Origin of the sequence: Mucilaginibacter flavidus, assembly GCF_024055575.1 — a bacterium.
GTDB lineage: Bacteria > Bacteroidota > Bacteroidia > Sphingobacteriales > Sphingobacteriaceae > Mucilaginibacter > Mucilaginibacter flavidus.
This window is the reverse complement of the sequence record NZ_JAMXOE010000016.1, coordinates 92,910-112,160: the sequence shown is the minus strand read 5'-3', so window position 1 is coordinate 112,160 and position 19,251 is coordinate 92,910. Positions and strand designations below refer to the sequence as shown.

The following is a 19,251-nucleotide window of genomic DNA, read 5'->3' as shown; positions in this document are numbered from 1 at the left end:
AAATTTAGCTCCCGGCTAATTTTTGAAGGTTTTCTTTAGTTGCTTCGCTCATTACCGGGTTTATTCCTTTATTCATTAACATTTCTACCACGGCATCCATTTCATGTATCCGCCGGATAGCGTGGGTCCGGCTACCTTCTACAAAACGGTCAATCAGTTCATCCTGCCCGCCGATTATAGAACAGATCTGTTCCCGGATATATTTTTCCTGACCGAACAGCATTCCTGCATCCATTGCTTCGCAAATCACTGCTGCTATTCCCTTGTAAACTATAGATCGCAATAGTTTTAAAAGCGCTGCCTGTCCGACATTACCATCAACAGGTATAATTGAGAGACCAAATGGCTGCATAATATCAGCTAATGGAATAGCGCCAGGTCCGGAGGTCAGCATTGGGGTAAAAATTCCTTTGGGTGGTACAGGGGCCATAATTGCTACATCGGCAAATTGTATACCTGTAGTTCTTAGGTTTTCGTAAATAATCTGCTTCTTGCCAGGAGAAGAGGTATTTAATTCTGCATATATTTTTTTCTCGTTTAAACATGGCAGCACCTCTGTGGCTACTTCTTCAGAAACCGAAGTAAGGTTAACGCTGAAAATGATGTCGGCATTTTGGGCTGCTTCCAGGTTGCTTTTTGCAAAATTAACAGACTTGTGCAATACCCGTTTAGGAATTGGGTCCCAGCCAAATACGTTAAAACCAAGTTTTGCTAGGCCATTCGCAAAATGACTGCCTGCCTCGCCTAAACCCAAAACTGCTATATTCATGTCCAATATTAAAATCCGAATTTTTTATCCCAGCCATAAATCTGCAGTGAAGTTTTGCCTTCCAGCAGTTCCTTGCGCACATTAGCTTCTTTCATTTCTCTTGCTGTGGCCTTTTCAATTACATCCTGTGCTTGTTCATGTGGAACTACTACAACGCCGTCACGGTCTCCTACGATAATATCACCTGGGTTTACAAAGCAGCTTCCAAGTATAATGGGTTCGTTTAAAGTCCCATCACCATGCTTCCCGGTTCCTTTTATACAAAGGCCCCTGCTGAAAACTGGGAAACCCATCGCTTCAATATCGTCGGCATCCCTAACACAACCATCTATTACTAAACCCGCCAAACCCTTAGTTTTTGCCCCGAGGCTCATCAAATCTCCCCAATACCCGGCTTCATAATAACCGGAACAGTCGACCACCAAAACATCACCCGGTTTGGCATAGGCATAGGCTCGGTGCAGGATCGTATTGTCGCATGGAATTGTTTTTACGGTGTATGCAGTTCCGCAAACTTTCATTTTGTGGCTGATCGGCTTGATGCCATAAGGAAGGTCGCCGAATTTTCCCATTGCTTCATGCAAAGTTGCAGACGAGAATTTACCTATAGCCGAAATTATCTCCTTTGTTACGGTCATGATCTGGTTTTCTTTTTTATGAAATGTTATCCAATACCCTTGGTACCATACTTTGGTGCGCCTCTGCAAACTTTACCCCTTGCTTTCCTGATATTCTCCGTGCATGGTTACCCCTGCGGGATGCCAATTCTGTGTAATAGGATTTCAAATAATTTTGGGCGCCCATACAATCCATAGCAGCAATTTTTTTATCCATTACCGATGAAATATCAACAAAGGTGTCCGGCATAAATGATGACAACTCCGGCTGGTGCGGTTCAAACGAATACCAGGCCGGCGGTATAATATTCTTAAACGCGCTGGCAACGCCCGCGCCTGCCGCTAACAACCTGGCGCGCTGAACTGCAACATAAGCTAAAGGATGGTCCGGATTAAAAGGGTCTTTTTCTGTATGGGTTAATATCACATCGGGTTCAAAATCCCGTACAAGGGAGGTAAGCTGCGCAATACGTTCATCGGTCAGTATCATCGGATAATCGCCCCAGTCGAAACTCTCAAATGTGGCCCCCAAAATTTCTGCGGCCTTCAATGCCTGTTCGTGCCTTATTTTTTTTACATCTTCTTCGCTCCGGTCCGGGTCTTCTTTCCAAAGTTCGCCGGATTCACCTCTTTCACCATAAGACAGGGCCAAAACCCTGGCTTCGCCACCCTGCTCAACAAACTTTGCAACGGTACCGGCGGACCGCCAGACAAAATCGGCAGAGTGCGCGCCAACTACTAATAATTTCTTACTCATAAAAATATAATGTTAACACCTTTTCTTATTCTAAATCTTCAATAAATGGCGTACCTCTTAAATGGAAGCTTTTCACAGTTTGCAGGCCCCAGGCCTGCCCTCTTGCCCTTTCCTCTTTTGTCCATACAACGGTTTTATAATCGGGGTCTAAAATCAGCCTGGCCGTAGCATTGGCAATTTCTATCCGGTTTCCCCCGGGCTCATATAAATAAAGAAAGAACGTTTGCTGAATCGCGTGTTTATGTGGACCCGTTTCTATAAAAATGCCATTTTCAATCGCTATGTCCGCTGCCAGCAGTACTTCTTCCCTGCTGTTTGCAGCAAAGGTGAGGTGGTGCAGCCGCCCTCGAGCGCCCGAATGATCTTCAGTTACCGCAAGCTCATAGCTTTTGGAATTTACCGAAAACCACAATGCCTTGGGCCCTTCATCAAATTGTATAATTTCTGTTAAGCGGCCCCCTAAAGTATTTAATTGAAAATCGAGAAAAGCCGGGATATCTTTAGCCAAAAGATTTAAATGGTCAATTCGCCTTACATTCATACCGCGGCCGGGAAATTTGCTTGCTGTATTTTTGAGAGCCGAGCGGTCATTTTCTCCGGCTTTATATTTAACTGTTTCGAAGTAAATTTCTACGAAATGACCGTCTGGCGTTTTAAAACGGTACGCCGGCCCGTGACCAAGGTCACCCTCCGTCCATCCAATTCCTAAACCAGACGCCTGTATCGCCTCAACCCTTCTGGCCAAAGCTTCAGGGCTTCTTGCGCGCCATGCGAAATGCCCGATACCCGGATATTTATTTGCAGTAAGTTTCAAAGTATGATACTCATAATCATCATAAGCACGCAGATAGATGGAATCATTTTCACTGCCGCTTACGGACATTCCCATAATATCCGTAAAGAACTTTGTGCTTTCCTCTAGTTTGGGCGTGTAAAGTTCAACATGTGCCAAATGTGCAATATCCCATATTACCTCGTTCATCCTTTTTCAGTTGTTGAATTAAACCATGTTGCCGCTGCACCGACAAGCAACGGTACAGAAAATACAGTAAACGTAGCCGACATATGCATGCCGGCTGTTATCAATGTCCCACCGGCAATCGGCCCGATAATGGCGCCTGCACGGCCTAAACCGATAGCCCAGCCTACACCAGTTGCCCTTATTTTTGTAGGATATAAATCGGCCGCGAGACTATACAGGCCAACAAAGCCGCCCTGTATGCCAAATCCTATTAAACCGATCATAATTAAAATACCAGCCGGGCGGGAAAAAAAACTAAATGAAATCATTAACAACGCCGTGAAAAACAAAAATGAGGTTATAGTTTTCAGGAGGCCGAATTTAGCTGATAAAAATCCCTGTGTAACAATTCCGGCAAACGCACCTAAATTAAATATAGTGCCTGCATAAATTGCCAGCGATACAGACATGCCTGTAATAGCCGCCAGCTTGGGTATCCAGCTTGTCAGAAAATAAAGTGTAGCAAAGCACATAAAAATACCCAACCATAACTTTAGTGTTGCCCATTTAAGTTGAGGTACCATTAATGAGGAAACTGTATTTTTTTGTTTGTCGTCGGCGGTTAAAACCGGTAATTCAGCTAAAAGCGGCATCCGCATTTTCTTCATCAACAGATTGATCCGTTTTAGCGCATTAAGGGGCTGGGTTTTAAAAAGAAAATCTAATGACTCGCCCAAAAAGAAAATGATGAGCGGTATTGTTATAAGCGTGGCGACGCCTGCTAATTCGAAAACAAGCCTCCAGCCATAAGCAGGTAAAAACGAAGCGACTACCAAACCGGATAACACAGCGCCAATTGGATACCCTCCCATCACCAGACTAACCCATAACGTTTTTAATTTAGGCGGGGCGTATTCCGAAGTAAGCGTGGCAGTGCTTGCCAGCATAGCCCCTATTCCAAAACCACTCAAAATACGAAGCAATATTAGCTGAACCGCATTTTGTACATAGGCGGTTGAAAAAATAGTGGCACCCATCAGCACAACACTAATGAGTACCATGGCATAGCGACCTATCTTGTCCGCATAAGGAGCCAGAAACATGGCACCGATTGCCATTCCTAACAAGCCGGCACTAAAAACAAAGCCCATTAACTGCGGATTAATGGTCCATTCCTTTGCGATTGCAGGAGCGGTATAAGATATGATCATCACATTGGTACCGTCGAGCATATTCATTAAAAAGCAAATCGACACAGTGGTCAACTGTAACAACGTTGGCTTTGAATTGCTTATAAATTGGAAATTAGCGGCCATTAGCGGATTATTTTAGGTACTTATCTAAAAATGCAAAGACTTTCTCCAGGTTTTCCGGCATCTCAAATTGCGGGCCGCCGTGCCGGGTACCATCAAGAAGTGTAAGCGTAACTTTTTTATCGTCGAGAACCCGCGTTAAATCCGCTGCGAAATTTATAGATTGTTGGGTTGGAACCAGTTGGTCCTCTTTTCCATGTTCAATAAAAAACGGCGGATTGCCGCGCGTGATATAAGTTGCCGGGTTAGCTGCTCGCACTAATTCAGGAACCAGTGTAATTTGCTTCCCAAGTATTTTAGATTCCGGTGAATTGGCTTCACTGTGGTCGGGGTTTCCTTTTCCACTCAGCTTAAATTGTTCATCCATCTGCAGGAAATTGATCGGGCCAAACCAGTCAACTACCGCCTGAACGGTACTTGTTTGGTCCGGGTTTCCCAAACTTAGGTCTTCTAACTCCTTTATCCTGCCGGAGGTACCTGCCAGAGCAGCCAAATTACCACCTGCTGAACCACCCCAGGCTGCAATTTTCCTCGGGTTCAAATGGTATTGAGTAGCGTTTACTTTTATCCAGCGAATGGCTGCCTTTACGTCGTTTATATCTTTTGGGAATATGGCCTCGCCGCTCATCCGATAATTTATAGAAACTACCGCATACCCACGTTTTATTCCAGTTAACATCGGGGTTACCTGTACATCTCCTTTATCGCCAAACATAAAGGCTCCGCCGTGTATGGAAACGATGACCGGAAACGGGCCATTACCTTCATCCGGCAAATAAATATCAAGTTTTTCAGCAGGCGAAACACTGGCGTATGCTAAATCCAAGTATTTTCTTTTCATATAATCCGTATTCGCAGGAGGGATTTGCGCTATCAAAAAATTGATCAACAGCAACTGGGCAATCGTTACAAAAAATATTCTTTTCGACATGCTATAAATTTCAGTTTAATAGTTTGTTGTCGAGGCTAAATTTTCCAGGCCCCGCGATTATGATAAATACAGACAACCCTAAATAGGTATAGACCAGTTCGGCGTGTTCCTTTATAAAGGAAAATTGGTGAAGGAGAATAAATACGATCAACAGGTTAATCATCATAAATAAGGCCGCCACTCTGGTACCTAATCCAAATATGATAAACAGGGTGCATATCGCGTCGGCTACTAAAGCAAATGATAAACCAATGGTTGGCCCAACGTGAATAGGATCCGGAAAGTGGGTAACCATTTGTGGGAACCTCGTAAATTTTTCGATACCGTGTTTTACAAAAATGCTGGTGCAAAACCATATTCTGATAAACAGCAAGGCAACATCGTTGTTGATGGGCAAAAAACTGAGTTTTAAAATGTTTTTCATCCTATTTTGATTTGTTAATTGAGTAAACTGAAGGCGGTTTATTCAATTTTAATGTTCTTTTATTAATTCGAGGATATTTCCTTCGGGATCCTTAAAGTAAATAGTTTGGTTTGTGCCAGGTTTACCTTCAGGCTTTTGCCCGAAAAAAACAACGCCCTTGCTAACGAGATAATCATAAGTCTGGTCAAAATTGCCCGGTTCAAACACCAAATGCCTGATGCCCTGCGTAAGCGTATGCTTTGGGGCTGACACGCTTTGAAAAGCAGGCCTGAAAGAATTCTTCATTTGCAGCAGGTCGATCCTGAAACCAGGGATGCCAACCATTACCAAACGGCGTTCATCGTTGGCTAAGGTTTTTAATACTTTAAATCCAAGTGTGTTCACATACCAGAAGGAAAGGGAGTCGGCATTTCTTACTGAAATAGTGGCATGGTGGATTTTTAATTCCAATGGATTTTCTTGCGCCTTTGCAACACCGCTTAACAAATAAATAAGTACAATTGTTAAAATTGATAACATCCGCTTTCTCGTTCCCAATAAATAATGATATAAATAATACATTTTTAGTTTTCTTATGAATATTTAAAGTCTTAATTCAACGGAATAATATGGAGAACTGCACTGTAAACAGCAAACAATAAAAAGTTATAATTAGCGTCTTTAAATTTATCCAGTAAAATTATATATTGTGATAAAAGACAATGAATAAAAAACCTAAGTTTTGAGATACAAAACATACATTTTCTATATGTCAAAAAGTATACTTCATTTTAACGGACTTTATGGCGAACTCAACGCTAACCATGGAGCAGATTATATTTTTTCGGAGCTGATAAAAACGCGTAGTCAAACGTTTGGTTGGGTAATACGTCCGCATATCCATAACCGATTGTTTCAGATCTTTTGTGTTGAATCGGGGAAGGCTATTTTTCAGGGCAATAATTATGAAAAGGAGTTAACCGGGCAATTTGTTATCTTGATCCCACCAATGGCGCTGCATGGGCTTAGTTATAGCCCAGATATTAAAGGCAGGATTTTAACAGTATCAGACACATTTGTAGAAGCAGCTTTCCCCGGACAAACGCATATCCTAGCTTCTATAAATAAGCCGGTATTTATGGTCGACTTCGGAGGGAAACAAAAGTTTAAACAAATTCAGGATCTTATTTTACAAATAGACAACGAACTTTTTTCTGAAAGGCAGGAGAAGCAGTTTATGGTAAAAGCCTTGCTTTGCCAATTGTTTGTTATATTTTATAGAATGTTTGAAGTTGGGGCGGGAACCAGGATAAAGGACAGTGCATACCTTTTGCATTTTAAAAAATTCCAGCACCTGATCAAAACGGCAGAAAATGACAGGACAATAACAGCGTTTGCTAACGACTTAAACATAACCCCAATTCATTTAAACCGTATCTGTAAAAGTATTACGCGTAAGCCTGCTATACAATTGGTACATGAACATGCTGTAGGAGAAGCAGAAAAATATTTGAAACATACTTCTTTAACCGTTGCGGAGATCGCTTATTTATTAAAATTTGAATACCCTAACTATTTTTCGAAATTATTTAAAAAGTACAAGAAGGTAACGCCTCTTGAATACAGAAACGGAATCAATAACTTGTAAAAAACAACAAAACTCTACTTGTGCAAGTGTTTGTGCTTGTCAGACTTCTTTCGAGGCGTTTCTACAGCGTTTTACATTACCTACGGATCAATGTAAGGCATGTTTAAATCTAAAAACACTAAATCAGGTATTTTATCAGATTCGTCTTTGTTTTCTAAAAAATATTGGATGGATGGCTGAACCTTCCATTCATCGCCCAATAACTGAAGAATTGCGAAGTAATACATCAGACTTTTAGTCACTTTAGGTTATTATACTATTTTGTATAAGTTGATTTATACTATTTTGTATAAATTAACTATCTTTGTGCCAGAAAGTTTGAATAAACCACCATAAAATTCTAAAGAATATGAGCAAGGAGGCATCCACAACAACACTTGAAGATTATACCAAGTGTGATTATAAATATGGCTTTACTAGTAATATTGATACTGAGCTCATTCCAAAAGGCTTAAATGAAGATATCATTCGATTAATATCTTCTAAAAAGGATGAACCTCAATGGCTGCTTGATTGGCGTTTAAAAGCCTTTAGGCATTGGGAAAAAATGACTGAACCTAAATGGCCTAATGTAAAATATCCACCAATAAATTACCAGGATATTATTTATTATGCTGCCCCAAAAAAGAAAAATATACTCAACAGCCTGGATGAAGCAGATCCTGAGCTATTGAAAACTTTTGAGAAATTAGGTATTTCAATAGGAGAACAAAAGCGCCTGACAGGCGTTGCCGTTGATATAGTAATTGACAGTGTATCTGTTATCACCACTTTTAAAGAAGCGCTATCCAAATTAGGCATCATCTTTTGCTCGTTTGGCGATGCAGTAAAAGAACATCCCGAATTAGTAAAAAAATATATGGGAATGGTGGTTCCTTCCACTGATAATTTTTATGCAGCACTTAATTCTGCCGTGTTCACTGACGGTTCGTTTTGTTTTATTCCAAAAGGCGTTAGGTGCCCGATGGAGCTATCTACTTATTTCCGTATCAATGCCGAGGGCTCCGGGCAGTTTGAAAGAACATTGATTGTAGCCGAAGCAGGCAGTTATGTTAGCTATCTGGAAGGATGCACTGCCCCTATGAGAGATGAAAACCAATTGCATGCAGCAGTGGTTGAACTCATAGCGCTTGACGATGCTCAAATCAAATATTCCACCATTCAAAACTGGTATCCTGGCGATAAGGACGGAAAAGGCGGCATCTATAACTTCGTTACCAAAAGAGGATTGTGTGCAGGAGTAAGATCGAAAATCAGTTGGACACAAGTTGAAACAGGTTCTGCCATTACCTGGAAGTATCCGAGTTGCATTTTAAAAGGCGACTACTCAACGGGTGAGTTTTATTCTGTTGCAGTTACTAACAATTTACAACAAGCCGATACAGGAACTAAGATGTGGCATATTGGTAAAAACACCAGCAGCACTATTATTTCCAAAGGCATCTCTGCAGGCAGGAGCAATAACTCGTATAGAGGGTTGGTTAAAGTAGGAAAAAACGCCGAAAATGCCAAGAATTTTTCACAATGTGATTCTTTATTAATGGGAGACAAATGTGGTGCAAATACCTTCCCCTATCTCGAAATAGATAATGAGACAGCTCAAATTGAACACGAAGCCACAACTTCTAAAGTGGGGGAAGACCAGTTATATTACTGTATGCAAAGAGGATTGAAACAAGAAGATGCCATTAATCTTATTGTTAATGGCTATTGCAAGGATGTATTTAAAGAATTGCCAATGGAATTTGCAGTAGAAGCACAAAAATTGCTTGCGGTAAGTTTAGAAGGTAGCGTTGGGTAAATGCAGATTGCAGCTAATAGTTTTTTCAAAAATAAATATTTAATGATCGATAAATTAATAAAAAAAACTCATGTTAACAATAAAAAATTTACACGCAGAAATTGAAGGAAAAAAAATATTAAATGGTATTAACCTTCAAATAAATGCGGGTGAAGTGCATGCCATTATGGGGCCAAACGGAGGTGGTAAAAGTACCTTGGCACACGTTTTGGCAGGACGTGAAGGCTATGAGGTTACAGAGGGTAGCGTTACCTATATGGGCAAAGACCTCCTCGGATTATCAGTAGATGAACGTGCCAGGGAAGGTATATTTCAGGCATTTCAATATCCGATAGAAATACCCGGTGTAAGCACTGCCAATTTTCTTAAACATACCATTAACGCTGTTCGCAAGCATCAACAGAAGAAAGAACTGAGCGCAAAGGAGATGATAGCTTTTATCAAAAAGATGGCAAAAATGGTTGAGATGGAGGATGATTTTTTGAGCCGTTCCCTAAACCAAGGATTTTCTGGCGGAGAAAAGAAACGCAATGAAATTTTACAAATGGCAGTATTGGAACCAAAGCTTGCAGTATTGGATGAAACTGATTCGGGGCTTGATATCGACGCATTGAAAATAGTTGCCAATGGTGTTAATCAGTTACGTAGAAAAGATAACGCTTTTATAGTAATTACCCACTACCAACGATTACTTGATTACATTATCCCCGATTTTGTTCATGTGCTATACAATGGACAAATCGTTAAATCAGGTGACAAAAATTTAGCATTGAAGCTGGAAGAAAAAGGATACGATTGGATCAAAGAAGAAGCATTAGCGATCATTTAATTAAAAAATGTGTCAATGTGCTAATGAAACAGAAGAGCAAGCAACAGCTTAAAAGTAAAGAATATAAGTATGACAATTCCAAATACAATAGATAAAAACGATAGCAGGACAAAGTTTATTGAACTGTTTCGTTTGTATGAAAACACGTTAAACGGACAGAAGGATTATGTAGGGCATGCTATACAAAAATCGGCTATTCAACGATTGAGCGATGACGTAGATTTTCCTAATAGGAAAAATGAGGATTGGAAGTATACCAGTGTTGCTGAAGTACTTGAGCAGCAATACCGGCAGCCCAAACTTGTTGATATAACAGCAGCGGATATTAAACCTTTTCTTTTTGAAGGGTTGGATGCATACTTGCTGGTTTTTGTGAATGGTAAATACAATAAAGACTTTTCATCAAAGGATGAATTATCAAAAAAAATAAAAGTGCAGGATATTTCCTCTGGTTTGCAAGAAGATGAGTTGACAAAAACAACAGTTTCTGAATATTTGTCTAAATGGGCAACCAAAGAAAGGAATCCCTTCATTGTATTAAATACCGCCTTCGCTCAAGATGGAATTTTTATTGATGTGCCCAATGGAGTTGTTTTGGATCGTCCAGTTCATATACTGAACATAGCTTTTACAAAGGATGAAACTACAGTTATTAGCCCACAAAAAATAATTGTAGTTGGGGAAAATAGTGAGCTTACGGTTATTGAAACCTATCATCATCTAAATAATCCCCAACAAACTTATCTCACCAATACGGTTACCCAGGTGGTTCTAAAAAGGAACGCAATAGTTAACCACTTTAAAATTCAAAATGAAGGAGAGAGTGCCTTTTTTATCAATAACACAGAAGTGGAGCAAATGCGGGATAGCACCTACAGCTCTTATGTAGTTGACCTGGGGGCAAAATTAGTAAGGAACAACCTAAGCTCTATTTTAAAGGATAGCAGCACAAATACCAATTTTTATGGTATTTATGTCGGTATGGATAAGCAGCATATAGATAATCAAACCTTTGTAGATCATGCGTATCCTAATTGTAACAGCAACGAGTTGTATAAAGGAATCCTTACGGATAATGCTAAGGGAGTATTTAATGGTAAGATTATGGTAAGGCCAGATGCTCAACAGACAAATGCTTTTCAGAAAAATCATAGCCTTGTATTATCAAAAGGCGCCTCGATGAATAGCAAGCCTCAGTTGGAAATTTTTGCAGATGATGTTAAATGCAGTCATGGCGCCACTATTGGACAACTGAATGAAGATGCATTATATTATATGCGCTCCAGAGGCCTTTCTAAAAAAGAAGCCATATCAGTTTTAAAACAAGCTTTTTTAACGGAGATAACTGAATTAATTAAAATTGAACCCGTAAGGGAAAAGGTAGAACAGATGCTTCTTGATAAATTCAAGCAATTGTCGGAAACTACTAATGAACTATTAAACTGATAAATAACATGACCGAAATAACGAAAGAGGATATTCTAAAAATACTGGCTACCGTTATTGAGCCAGACCTCAAGAGAAGTATTGTTGAGTTAGGATTAGTGGGTGATATTCATATTGAAGGCGAGACGATCACCTTTAGCGTTAAAATAAGTAGCCCCACCATGCATAGTAAAATGCAAGTGAAAAATAGCTGTATTAATACTATCAGACAATCGTTAGGTGAGCACATTCAGGTAAATATAGATATACAAGCACTTCCCGGTGTTAAGCATAGAAATCCGGAGCTCCGCTCATTATTACCGGGTGTCAAACATATTATTGCTATAGCCTCTGGCAAGGGTGGTGTAGGAAAATCTACCGTTGCTGCTAATCTTGCAGTGGCATTAAGCCTTTCAGGCGCAAAGGTAGGGTTGTTGGACGCAGATATTTATGGGCCATCGATGCCACTTATGTTTAATTTGGTGAATAGAAAGCCAACTTTTGATAATACATCTGGTCGCAATATGATGGAACCGATCCAATCTCATGGAGTGGGAATTTTATCTATTGGTTTTTTTGCTGAAGCATCACAGGCAGTTCCCTGGCGAGGACCTATGGTCTCTAAAGCCCTTATTCAATTATTTCAGGATGCAGATTGGGGTAGTTTAGATTATTTGCTTGTGGATCTTCCACCAGGCACAGGCGATATTCACCTGACCCTGGTAGATAAAATCCCTCTTACAGGAGCTATTATCGTCAGTACGCCACAAGAAGTAGCTTTGGCTGATGCAAGAAAGGGTATTAGCATGTTCCAGATGCATACGGTTAATGTAGCTGTACTTGGCTTGATTGAAAATATGGCATATTATACACCAGAGGGTAATCCTGATAAAAAAGATTACATTTTTGGACAAGATGGCGCAAAAAAATTAGCGGAACAAATGAATGTTCCCCTATTAGGTCAAATCCCTTTAATAACAAGAATACGAGAGGCGGGGGATGTTGGAATACCGGCTGCATTAAATGAAAATACTATAGAAGGCAAAATGTTTAAAGACTTAGCCCAAAATGTAATTGAATGTGTAAAAAATTTGAGTGCGGCCTCATCGAAAGAAAAAGTTGAAGTGTAAAGGTCATACGATGGCAAATAAAGCATGGAAAACAAAAAATAATTACATTGATAAAAATACAATATGGAAATAGTAGATAAAATAGCATTAGAAACAATGGTTATAGATGTTCTGAAAACCTGTTATGACCCGGAAATACCTACCAATATCTATGATTTAGGATTGATATATGAAATAAAGATTGATGATGAAGCCAATGTGCACACCAAAATGACACTAACCTCGCCTTCCTGTCCGGTAGCGGGAACGCTTCCGCCAGAAGTGGAAGCGAAGATCAGGAATATCCAGGGAGTGAACAGTTCTAAAGTAGAAGTAACCTGGGAACCGCCCTGGTCGAGAGACATGATGAATGAGGAGGCCAAATTTGAACTTGGAATGCTTTAAATTACATAATGACTAAAACCCAAAAAAATGGAAGTATCTAATGTGACAAAAATTACACAGCAACTAACTTATGATGCTGTTAGTGTTCAGCCCATGAGAGATGAACTAACATCCGTAGGCTGCAAAGAATTATTAACGCCACAAGATGTGGATAAAGCCTTAGACAGACGTGATGATAAAACGGTACTTGTTGTAATAAACTCTATATGCGGTTGTTCTGCCGGAAGCGCAAGGCCGGCGGTAATGGTGGCATTGCAAAATGGTATTATTCCGGATGAGCTTTACACGCTCTTTGGCGGAATGGAAAAAAATGCGATTGATAGGTACAGGAATAAATATCTTTCAAATTATATGCCTTCCTCGCCCCACATTGCCCTTTTTAGAAATGGCGAGCCGGTGGCCATTTTTCAACGATCTGACATTGAAGGACATAAAGCGGATGGCATTGCCTGTGAATTGGCAACTATTTTTAACAAAGAGTGCAATAATACAGGACCATCAATTCCTGCAAAAGATTTTGAAAATGTTACACAAGGTAAATACGGTTGTTATACTGACCGTTCTAAGAATAAAGAATAAATAGTGTCTGTCTATTTAGTTTGTGTTTATTGTTTATAAGAAAATAATCGCAATGGCTCCAAATAGGCTAAGTTTTTCTTTGTGAACTTTGCCTGAAATAGTAAATTATACAGAAACTAAATAAAAAATACAATTATGAAAATAACAGCCCAAGTCGAGTATGGTTTAAGAATAATGCTAAGGATAACCCGCTGCAAGGATGAGAAAGGACTAAGTATTCGTCAGATCAGTGAAGCAGAAGGGTTATCTACAAACTATGTTGCTAAATTAACCCGAGTACTTCGCATGAAGGGATTGATTAACAGCACAAGAGGGCATGTGGGTGGATATATACTGGCAAAGCCTGCTGCTGCTATCACGGTAAATGATACATTGAAAGCTTTGGGTGGAAGTTTTTTCGATAAAAAATTCTGTGAGAGCCATTCAGGAATATTGACGTTATGCACCAATTCAGTTGATTGCTCCATCCGGTCGCTCTGGTCAATGATGCAGGCTTCGCTTGATAAGTTGTTGGATAAGGTAACTCTTGAAGACATGGTGAAAAATGAAAATGATGTTACTGTTGTTTTGCGGAATATTATTGTTGGGAATTTAGTTTAGACTTTTTTTACTATGGCTATAATAATAACAGAAGAGTGTATTAACTGCGGAGCATGCGAGCCTGAATGTCCGAATAATGCAATTTATGATCCGGCAACAGCCTGGAGATTTTCGGACGGTACTGAATTAATTGGTATCATTGATTTAGGTGATGGGGATACCCTTAATACGGAAGAAACACAGGCTGCATTATCAGATGAGGTATATTATATAGTACCCGATAAGTGTACCGAGTGTGTTGGTTTCCATGATGAACCCCAATGTGCCGCAGTTTGTCCTGTAGATTGCTGTGTGGATGATCCAGACCATAGAGAGACAAAAGAAGAGCTACTAAACAAAAAAGAGTTTATGCATCTCGTATGAGTACCGTACTGACAAAAATACAAATAGAAAAAGCACGCCAATTTATTGGGCATGGAGGGGCTATTTTTACACTAGAACCTGCGCATGATCACCATTTTTACTCTGGGAGTAGTGATAACTTGGTAGTAGAATGGAATATTAAGGATCAAGGGCAAAACAAAGTTGTTGCCAAATTACCTGCCAAAGCCATGGCATTGAAATATATTCCAGATAGAAACTTATTGCTTGTTGGCCAGTCATTAGGGGGCATCCATGTTATTGACCTAAACAAGAATGAAGAAATAAGGCTTTTACAGCTTCATCGTCAATCCATTTATGATATCCAATATCTTCCGGAAAAAGAATGCTTTTGGGCATTAGTTGGCGACGGTACACTTTCAGTTTGGTCAATCAATGATTTCTCACTAATCACCGCATTGAAACTTTGTGATAAAAAGATACGCAGTATAGATTTCAACATTGTTTTGAAAGAGGCAGCCATTGGATGTGGTGATGGATCTATTCGGATTTTTGATTTTGAAACCTTTGCTGAAAAGAAAATTCTTAAGGGGCATGTTGATGATTTTTCGGTAAATACAGTGCGCTATCATCCAAACGGAAAATACCTTTTATCTGGTTCGAGAGATGCATATTTAAATGCATGGGATATTGAAAACGATTATGCTTTAATCCATCATATTCCTGCCCATAACTATGCCATTTACAGCATCGTTTTTAGTCCTGATAAAAAGTTCTTTGCTACAGGAAGCAGAGATAAAACAATTAAAATATGGGATGGAGAAAACTTTGAGTTGCTGTTACGGATAGATAAGTCTAAACATGAAGGTCATACTCATTCGGTAAATAAACTTTTATGGAGTGATTTTAATAATTACCTGATTTCAACCGGTGATGACAAAACTATCATGCTATGGGAAATCGCCAAAAATACAAATCAAGAATGGCGGGATTTAACCTGATTTACTGCGATACAATGGGTAAGTGGGTAATGAAAACAACCTTACTGGCGCAAAATTGTTTTTCTCTTGTGCAGGTGGAGAGTTAAAAAAAAGTAGGCCGGAGTCACAATGAACAAAAAAAAATGGTAATGAACAGAAAAAAAATAGTAATTGTAGGCGGTGGTTTTGCGGGTATTCAATTTATTGAACATCTTGACCAAGATTTATTTGAGGTATTGCTCATTGACAAACTCAACTATCATCAGTTTCAACCGTTATTCTATCAAGTTGCTACTTCACAATTAGAGCCAAGTAGTATTTCGTTTCCACTTCGTAAAATTTTTCAAAATAGAAAAAACACTCAAATCAGAATGACTAAAGTGTTGAGTGTTGAACCAAGAACAAATAGTATTAGCACAACAATAGGAAGTTTTAATTACGATTATTTGGTGGTAGCAACGGGTTGTAAAACGAATTTTTTTGGCAACATGGATTTAGAAAAATACGCTTATGGACTTAAAACAACTTATGATGCTATTAAAATAAGAAACAAAATCCTACAGTCTTTCGAAGACTTACTATCTGTTGATGAAAGTGAAAAAGAATATTTGTTGAATATTGTTATTGTTGGTGCAGGGCCGACGGGTGTTGAATTAGCCGGCGCATTTGCTGAAATTAAAAAAAATATCCTTCCAAAAGATTTTCCATTAATTGATTTTAAAAATCTGAAAGTTATTTTATTGGAAGGAGGCTTGTATACACTTAGTAACATGAGTGATATGGCAAAAAAAGCTTCTGAAAATTATTTAAAAATATTAGGAGTGGATGTCAAGACAAATGTAATTGTAAAAAGTTACGATGGTAAAATTGTAACGCTGAATAATGGTGAATGCATAAAAAGTAAGCATGTAATTTGGACGGCCGGAGTTACCGGAAATATAATCAGCGGCATTGATGAAAAACAAATTGTAAACAATCGAATTAAAGTTGATAGATATAATTTAGCACAAGGGTATTCAAATATATATGCAATAGGCGACATTGCATATATGGAAACCCCTGCTTACTTAAAGGGGCATCCTCAGGTTGCTAATGTGGCCATAAATCAAGCTAAAAATCTGGCGAAAAATTTTAAGTCTTTATTGCAAAATAAACCTTTGCGACAATATGAATATACCAATCTGGGTGTTATGGCTACGATAGGTAAAAATAAAGCCGTGGTTGATTTACCCTTCATTAAATTTAAGGGGTATTTTGCTTGGTTTATTTGGATGTTTTTACACCTGATGCTGATACTAAGTGTTCGAAATAAATTAATAATTTTCATTAATTGGGTCTGGATTTATATCACAAAAGACTCTTCATTAAGATTAATACTAAAAGAAAATGACAGATGATGACCATTCAATAATTCACAACATGAACACTACCGTGCAGTTTCCACATGCTATTTATGCCCAGATGACCCCTAATCAAGGGGATCAAACCAAAGCGACATTCTATTATACGGCTGAAGGCCGAATAGATTTTAGGGAACTCATTTTGTTACTTGCTAAAACGTTTGGTGTAAAAATAGTAAGCGTCAGATTAGTGTGTTGGAGGAAGCCAGTCGTTTAGGTGGAATTGGCCCTTGTGGAAGAGAATTCTGTTATTCTACATGGTTAACCGATTTTAAACAAAGCCCTACCTTATCCACCCAAAAAAAAGATAGGCGATGGACAGAATTTAAATGCTGTTTGACGAAAGATTCCCAAAACTATAAGGCTTCATTAAAGGATCAGGATATTAATAGCATAAAAACCATGAAAGGTACTGCAAGACTTCAAAAAACAGATACAGAAAAAAGAATAATGTGGTTTAGTTATACAAATGATAGCAACTTAATACCCGTAAAAATTGAAAGGGTTAAAGAAATACAAAAACTAATTCAAGAAGGCATGGCTCTGAAAGATTTGATGGAGGAGGCAGCCATAGTTAAGGAATATAATTGTTTAAAAGTGCCGGATTACGTAAATGTAGTTGGTCAATATAATATAACAAGATTCGATAAAAAAAGAAAATGAAAATAAGAAATTGAACTAATGACACAAAAAAAACATATAGAAAAAAAAGCACTTTTCGATGTGCAGAAAATCCGAAAAGACTTTCCAATCCTTTTGCGGACTATGAATGGTAAGCCGCTAATTTATTTTGATAACGGGGCTACTACACAAAAGCCGAACCAAGTTATTGATGCCATCGTAAAATATTACACCGGGCAGAATGCCAATATCCATCGCGGGGTTCACCGCTTGAGCCAGGATGTCACTGTTGAATACGAAAATGCCCGTGTTACTATTCAAAAACACATTGGCGCAAAACACGAGCACGAAATAATTTTTACACGTGGAACTACCGAGAGCATCAATTTTGTAGCCACTGCGTTTGGGAAAAAGTTTGTGAATGCCGGAGACGAGATTATAGTGAGTGAGATGGAGCATCACAGTAATATTCTTCCGTGGCAACAGTTATGCGAAGAAAAAAATGCGGTACTGAAAGTTATCCCGATAACCGACAGTGGAGAATTGCTGATAGATGAATATAAAAAACTACTTTCTGAAAAAACAAAATTGGTTGCCATTGTACATGTGTCAAATACACTCGGCACGGTAAACCCCGTAAAAGACATTGTTTCTATCGCCCACGCTAAAAACATTCCAGTGCTGGTGGATGGTGCCCAATCAATCCCCCACCTGAAAGTGGATATGCAAGATTTAGATGCAGATTTTTATTGCTTCAGCGGTCATAAAATGTATGCGCCAACAGGAGTAGGAATCCTTTACGGAAAAGAAGCGTGGCTGAAAAAACTACCGAACTATCAAGTGGGAGGCGGAACCATTAAAACAGTTTCATTCGATAAAACAGAGTACGAAGGATCTCCGCTTCGATTTGAGGCGGGCACCCCCAATATTGAAGGCGGAATTGGTCTTGCAGTGGCACTTGATTACATCAATGCCTTCGGTCTTGAAAACATTGCTGCTTATGAACATGAACTGCTTACATACGCTACAGAAAAACTTTCTGCGATTGAAGATTTGCGAATTATTGGCACGGCAAAAGAAAAAGCAAGTGTAATTTCGTTTGTGGTGGATGGCATTCACCCGCTCGACATAGGCATGCTCCTGGATGCGCAGGGAATAGCCGTGCGAACAGGGCATCATTGCACCCAGCCGCTGGTGGCACACTATCAAATTCCGGGAACTGTGCGTGCAAGTTTTTCATTTTATAATACAAAGGAGGAAATTGATGTTTTCGTAAATGCAATGATGAAATCAATTCAACGGATACGCAAATAATGACAAAGATAAAAACTATAGAAAGCACAGAGCAGGAACTCGTGGAAGAATTTTCGGAGTTTGAAGACCTGTTTGACAAATTCGGTTACCTGATTGATTTGGGTAAAAACCTGAAAACATTAGATGATTCACTGAAAACAGATAACCGTATGATAAAAGGATGTCAGGCGCATGTGTGGCTATACAGTGAATTGAAAGAAGGGAAAATTATTTTTCAGGCAGATGCCAATGCGGATTATGCGAAAGGACTTGTCGCAATGATGATTTATGTGCTTTCGGGACATACGCCTGATGAAATTATTAAAGCGCCGCTTAATTTTATTGAAGAGATAGGATTTAAAAGTATGCTTTCGATGAAACGTGCGGGAGGATTGGAAAGCATGATCAAACAAATGAAACTTGATGCGGTGGTGTACAAAGCAAAAGGTTGAAATGCCCCACGCTAAGGCTATATAATTTTATCGCATT

24 protein-coding genes are annotated in these 19,251 nt (G+C 39.1%); 15 read left to right on the top strand and 9 right to left on the bottom strand.

The window, feature by feature from the left end; genetic code table 11:
• Positions 1–4: 4 nt before the first annotated feature.
• Genes NAF19_RS21005 through NAF19_RS20970 form a run of 8 tightly spaced genes read right to left on the bottom strand, consistent with a single transcriptional unit; the run spans position 5 to position 6,291 of the window.
• A complete protein-coding gene (locus NAF19_RS21005; RefSeq protein WP_252792305.1) occupies positions 5–769 on the bottom strand; it encodes an NAD(P)-dependent oxidoreductase in 765 nt (254 codons plus the stop codon).
• Between the two features lie 8 nt (positions 770–777).
• Positions 778–1,407: a 4-carboxy-4-hydroxy-2-oxoadipate aldolase/oxaloacetate decarboxylase gene (locus NAF19_RS21000; RefSeq protein ID WP_252792304.1), complete on the bottom strand. Its 630-nt coding sequence runs from the start codon at positions 1,405–1,407 to the stop codon at positions 778–780.
• A gap of 16 nt (positions 1,408–1,423) precedes the next feature.
• Positions 1,424–2,143 carry a PIG-L deacetylase family protein gene (locus NAF19_RS20995; RefSeq protein WP_252792303.1) on the bottom strand — a complete coding sequence of 240 codons (720 nt, stop codon included), beginning with the start codon at positions 2,141–2,143 and terminating at the stop codon, positions 1,424–1,426.
• A 25-nt stretch (positions 2,144–2,168) separates the two neighbouring features.
• Positions 2,169–3,125 carry a VOC family protein gene (locus tag NAF19_RS20990; protein ID WP_252792302.1) on the bottom strand — a complete coding sequence of 319 codons (957 nt, stop codon included), beginning with the start codon at positions 3,123–3,125 and terminating at the stop codon, positions 2,169–2,171.
• A complete protein-coding gene (locus NAF19_RS20985; protein WP_252792301.1) occupies positions 3,122–4,420 on the bottom strand; it encodes an MFS transporter in 1,299 nt (432 codons plus the stop codon). Before NAF19_RS20985 ends, NAF19_RS20990 begins: the two co-directional genes overlap by 4 nt.
• 7 nt (positions 4,421–4,427) lie before the next feature.
• A complete protein-coding gene (locus NAF19_RS20980; protein ID WP_252792300.1) occupies positions 4,428–5,348 on the bottom strand; it encodes an alpha/beta hydrolase in 921 nt (306 codons plus the stop codon).
• Between the two features lie 10 nt (positions 5,349–5,358).
• A complete protein-coding gene (locus tag NAF19_RS20975; RefSeq protein WP_252792299.1) occupies positions 5,359–5,772 on the bottom strand; it encodes a DoxX family protein in 414 nt (137 codons plus the stop codon).
• Between the two features lie 48 nt (positions 5,773–5,820).
• On the bottom strand, positions 5,821–6,291 hold the full coding sequence (locus NAF19_RS20970) for a VOC family protein (RefSeq protein ID WP_252792298.1): 471 nt from the start codon (positions 6,289–6,291) through the stop codon (positions 5,821–5,823).
• 229 nt (positions 6,292–6,520) lie between these two features.
• Here NAF19_RS20970 and NAF19_RS20965 point away from each other — a divergent pair, with 229 nt between their 5' ends.
• Complete coding sequence (locus NAF19_RS20965; RefSeq protein ID WP_252792297.1) at positions 6,521–7,399, top strand: AraC family transcriptional regulator; 879 nt, start codon at positions 6,521–6,523, stop codon at positions 7,397–7,399.
• 80 nt (positions 7,400–7,479) lie between these two features.
• Here the strand turns inward: NAF19_RS20965 and NAF19_RS20960 are convergent, their stop codons facing one another.
• On the bottom strand, positions 7,480–7,641 hold the full coding sequence (locus NAF19_RS20960) for a hypothetical protein (RefSeq protein ID WP_252792296.1): 162 nt from the start codon (positions 7,639–7,641) through the stop codon (positions 7,480–7,482).
• Positions 7,642–7,748: 107 nt separating this feature from the next.
• On the opposite strand from NAF19_RS20960, the gene sufB reads away from it, so the two are divergent.
• The 14 genes from sufB to NAF19_RS20895 all read left to right on the top strand — a co-directional run bounded on the left by sufB (position 7,749) and on the right by NAF19_RS20895 (position 19,214).
• Positions 7,749–9,200, top strand: coding sequence for a Fe-S cluster assembly protein SufB (gene sufB, locus NAF19_RS20955; protein ID WP_252792295.1), 1,452 nt, complete (start codon positions 7,749–7,751; stop codon positions 9,198–9,200).
• 70 nt (positions 9,201–9,270) lie between these two features.
• Positions 9,271–10,029, top strand: coding sequence for a Fe-S cluster assembly ATPase SufC (gene sufC, locus NAF19_RS20950; protein WP_252792294.1), 759 nt, complete (start codon positions 9,271–9,273; stop codon positions 10,027–10,029).
• A 69-nt stretch (positions 10,030–10,098) separates the two neighbouring features.
• Positions 10,099–11,475: a Fe-S cluster assembly protein SufD gene (sufD, locus tag NAF19_RS20945; protein WP_252792293.1), complete on the top strand. Its 1,377-nt coding sequence runs from the start codon at positions 10,099–10,101 to the stop codon at positions 11,473–11,475.
• An 8-nt stretch (positions 11,476–11,483) separates the two neighbouring features.
• Complete coding sequence (locus NAF19_RS20940; RefSeq protein WP_252792292.1) at positions 11,484–12,584, top strand: Mrp/NBP35 family ATP-binding protein; 1,101 nt, start codon at positions 11,484–11,486, stop codon at positions 12,582–12,584.
• Positions 12,585–12,680: 96 nt separating this feature from the next.
• Complete coding sequence (locus tag NAF19_RS20935) at positions 12,681–12,968, top strand: DUF59 domain-containing protein (protein WP_252792291.1); 288 nt, start codon at positions 12,681–12,683, stop codon at positions 12,966–12,968.
• 27 nt (positions 12,969–12,995) lie between these two features.
• On the top strand, positions 12,996–13,547 hold the full coding sequence (locus tag NAF19_RS20930) for a BrxA/BrxB family bacilliredoxin (protein ID WP_252792290.1): 552 nt from the start codon (positions 12,996–12,998) through the stop codon (positions 13,545–13,547).
• Between the two features lie 135 nt (positions 13,548–13,682).
• A complete protein-coding gene (locus tag NAF19_RS20925; protein ID WP_252792289.1) occupies positions 13,683–14,147 on the top strand; it encodes an RrF2 family transcriptional regulator in 465 nt (154 codons plus the stop codon).
• Positions 14,148–14,159: 12 nt separating this feature from the next.
• The gene (locus NAF19_RS20920) at positions 14,160–14,510 is read left to right on the top strand and encodes a 4Fe-4S binding protein (protein ID WP_252792288.1); all 351 of its coding nucleotides are present in this window, start codon (positions 14,160–14,162) and stop codon (positions 14,508–14,510) included.
• Complete coding sequence (locus NAF19_RS20915; protein WP_252792287.1) at positions 14,507–15,469, top strand: WD40 repeat domain-containing protein; 963 nt, start codon at positions 14,507–14,509, stop codon at positions 15,467–15,469. The genes NAF19_RS20920 and NAF19_RS20915 overlap by 4 nt, the downstream gene beginning before the upstream one ends.
• Positions 15,470–15,597: 128 nt before the next feature.
• Entirely contained in the window at positions 15,598–16,845 is a 1,248-nt protein-coding gene (locus tag NAF19_RS20910; RefSeq protein WP_252792286.1) for an NAD(P)/FAD-dependent oxidoreductase, read from the top strand.
• The gene (locus NAF19_RS30825; protein ID WP_370362902.1) at positions 16,835–17,065 is read left to right on the top strand and encodes a PSP1 C-terminal domain-containing protein; all 231 of its coding nucleotides are present in this window, start codon (positions 16,835–16,837) and stop codon (positions 17,063–17,065) included. The genes NAF19_RS20910 and NAF19_RS30825 overlap by 11 nt, the downstream gene beginning before the upstream one ends.
• Positions 17,066–17,250: 185 nt before the next feature.
• Positions 17,251–17,511, top strand: coding sequence for a hypothetical protein (locus NAF19_RS20905; protein ID WP_252792285.1), 261 nt, complete (start codon positions 17,251–17,253; stop codon positions 17,509–17,511).
• Positions 17,512–17,529: 18 nt separating this feature from the next.
• A complete protein-coding gene (locus tag NAF19_RS20900; protein ID WP_252792284.1) occupies positions 17,530–18,783 on the top strand; it encodes an aminotransferase class V-fold PLP-dependent enzyme in 1,254 nt (417 codons plus the stop codon).
• Positions 18,783–19,214 (top strand): SufE family protein, encoded by a 432-nt coding sequence (locus NAF19_RS20895; protein ID WP_252792283.1) that lies wholly within the window; start codon positions 18,783–18,785, stop codon positions 19,212–19,214. Before NAF19_RS20900 ends, NAF19_RS20895 begins: the two co-directional genes overlap by 1 nt.
• Positions 19,215–19,251 lie beyond the last annotated feature (37 nt).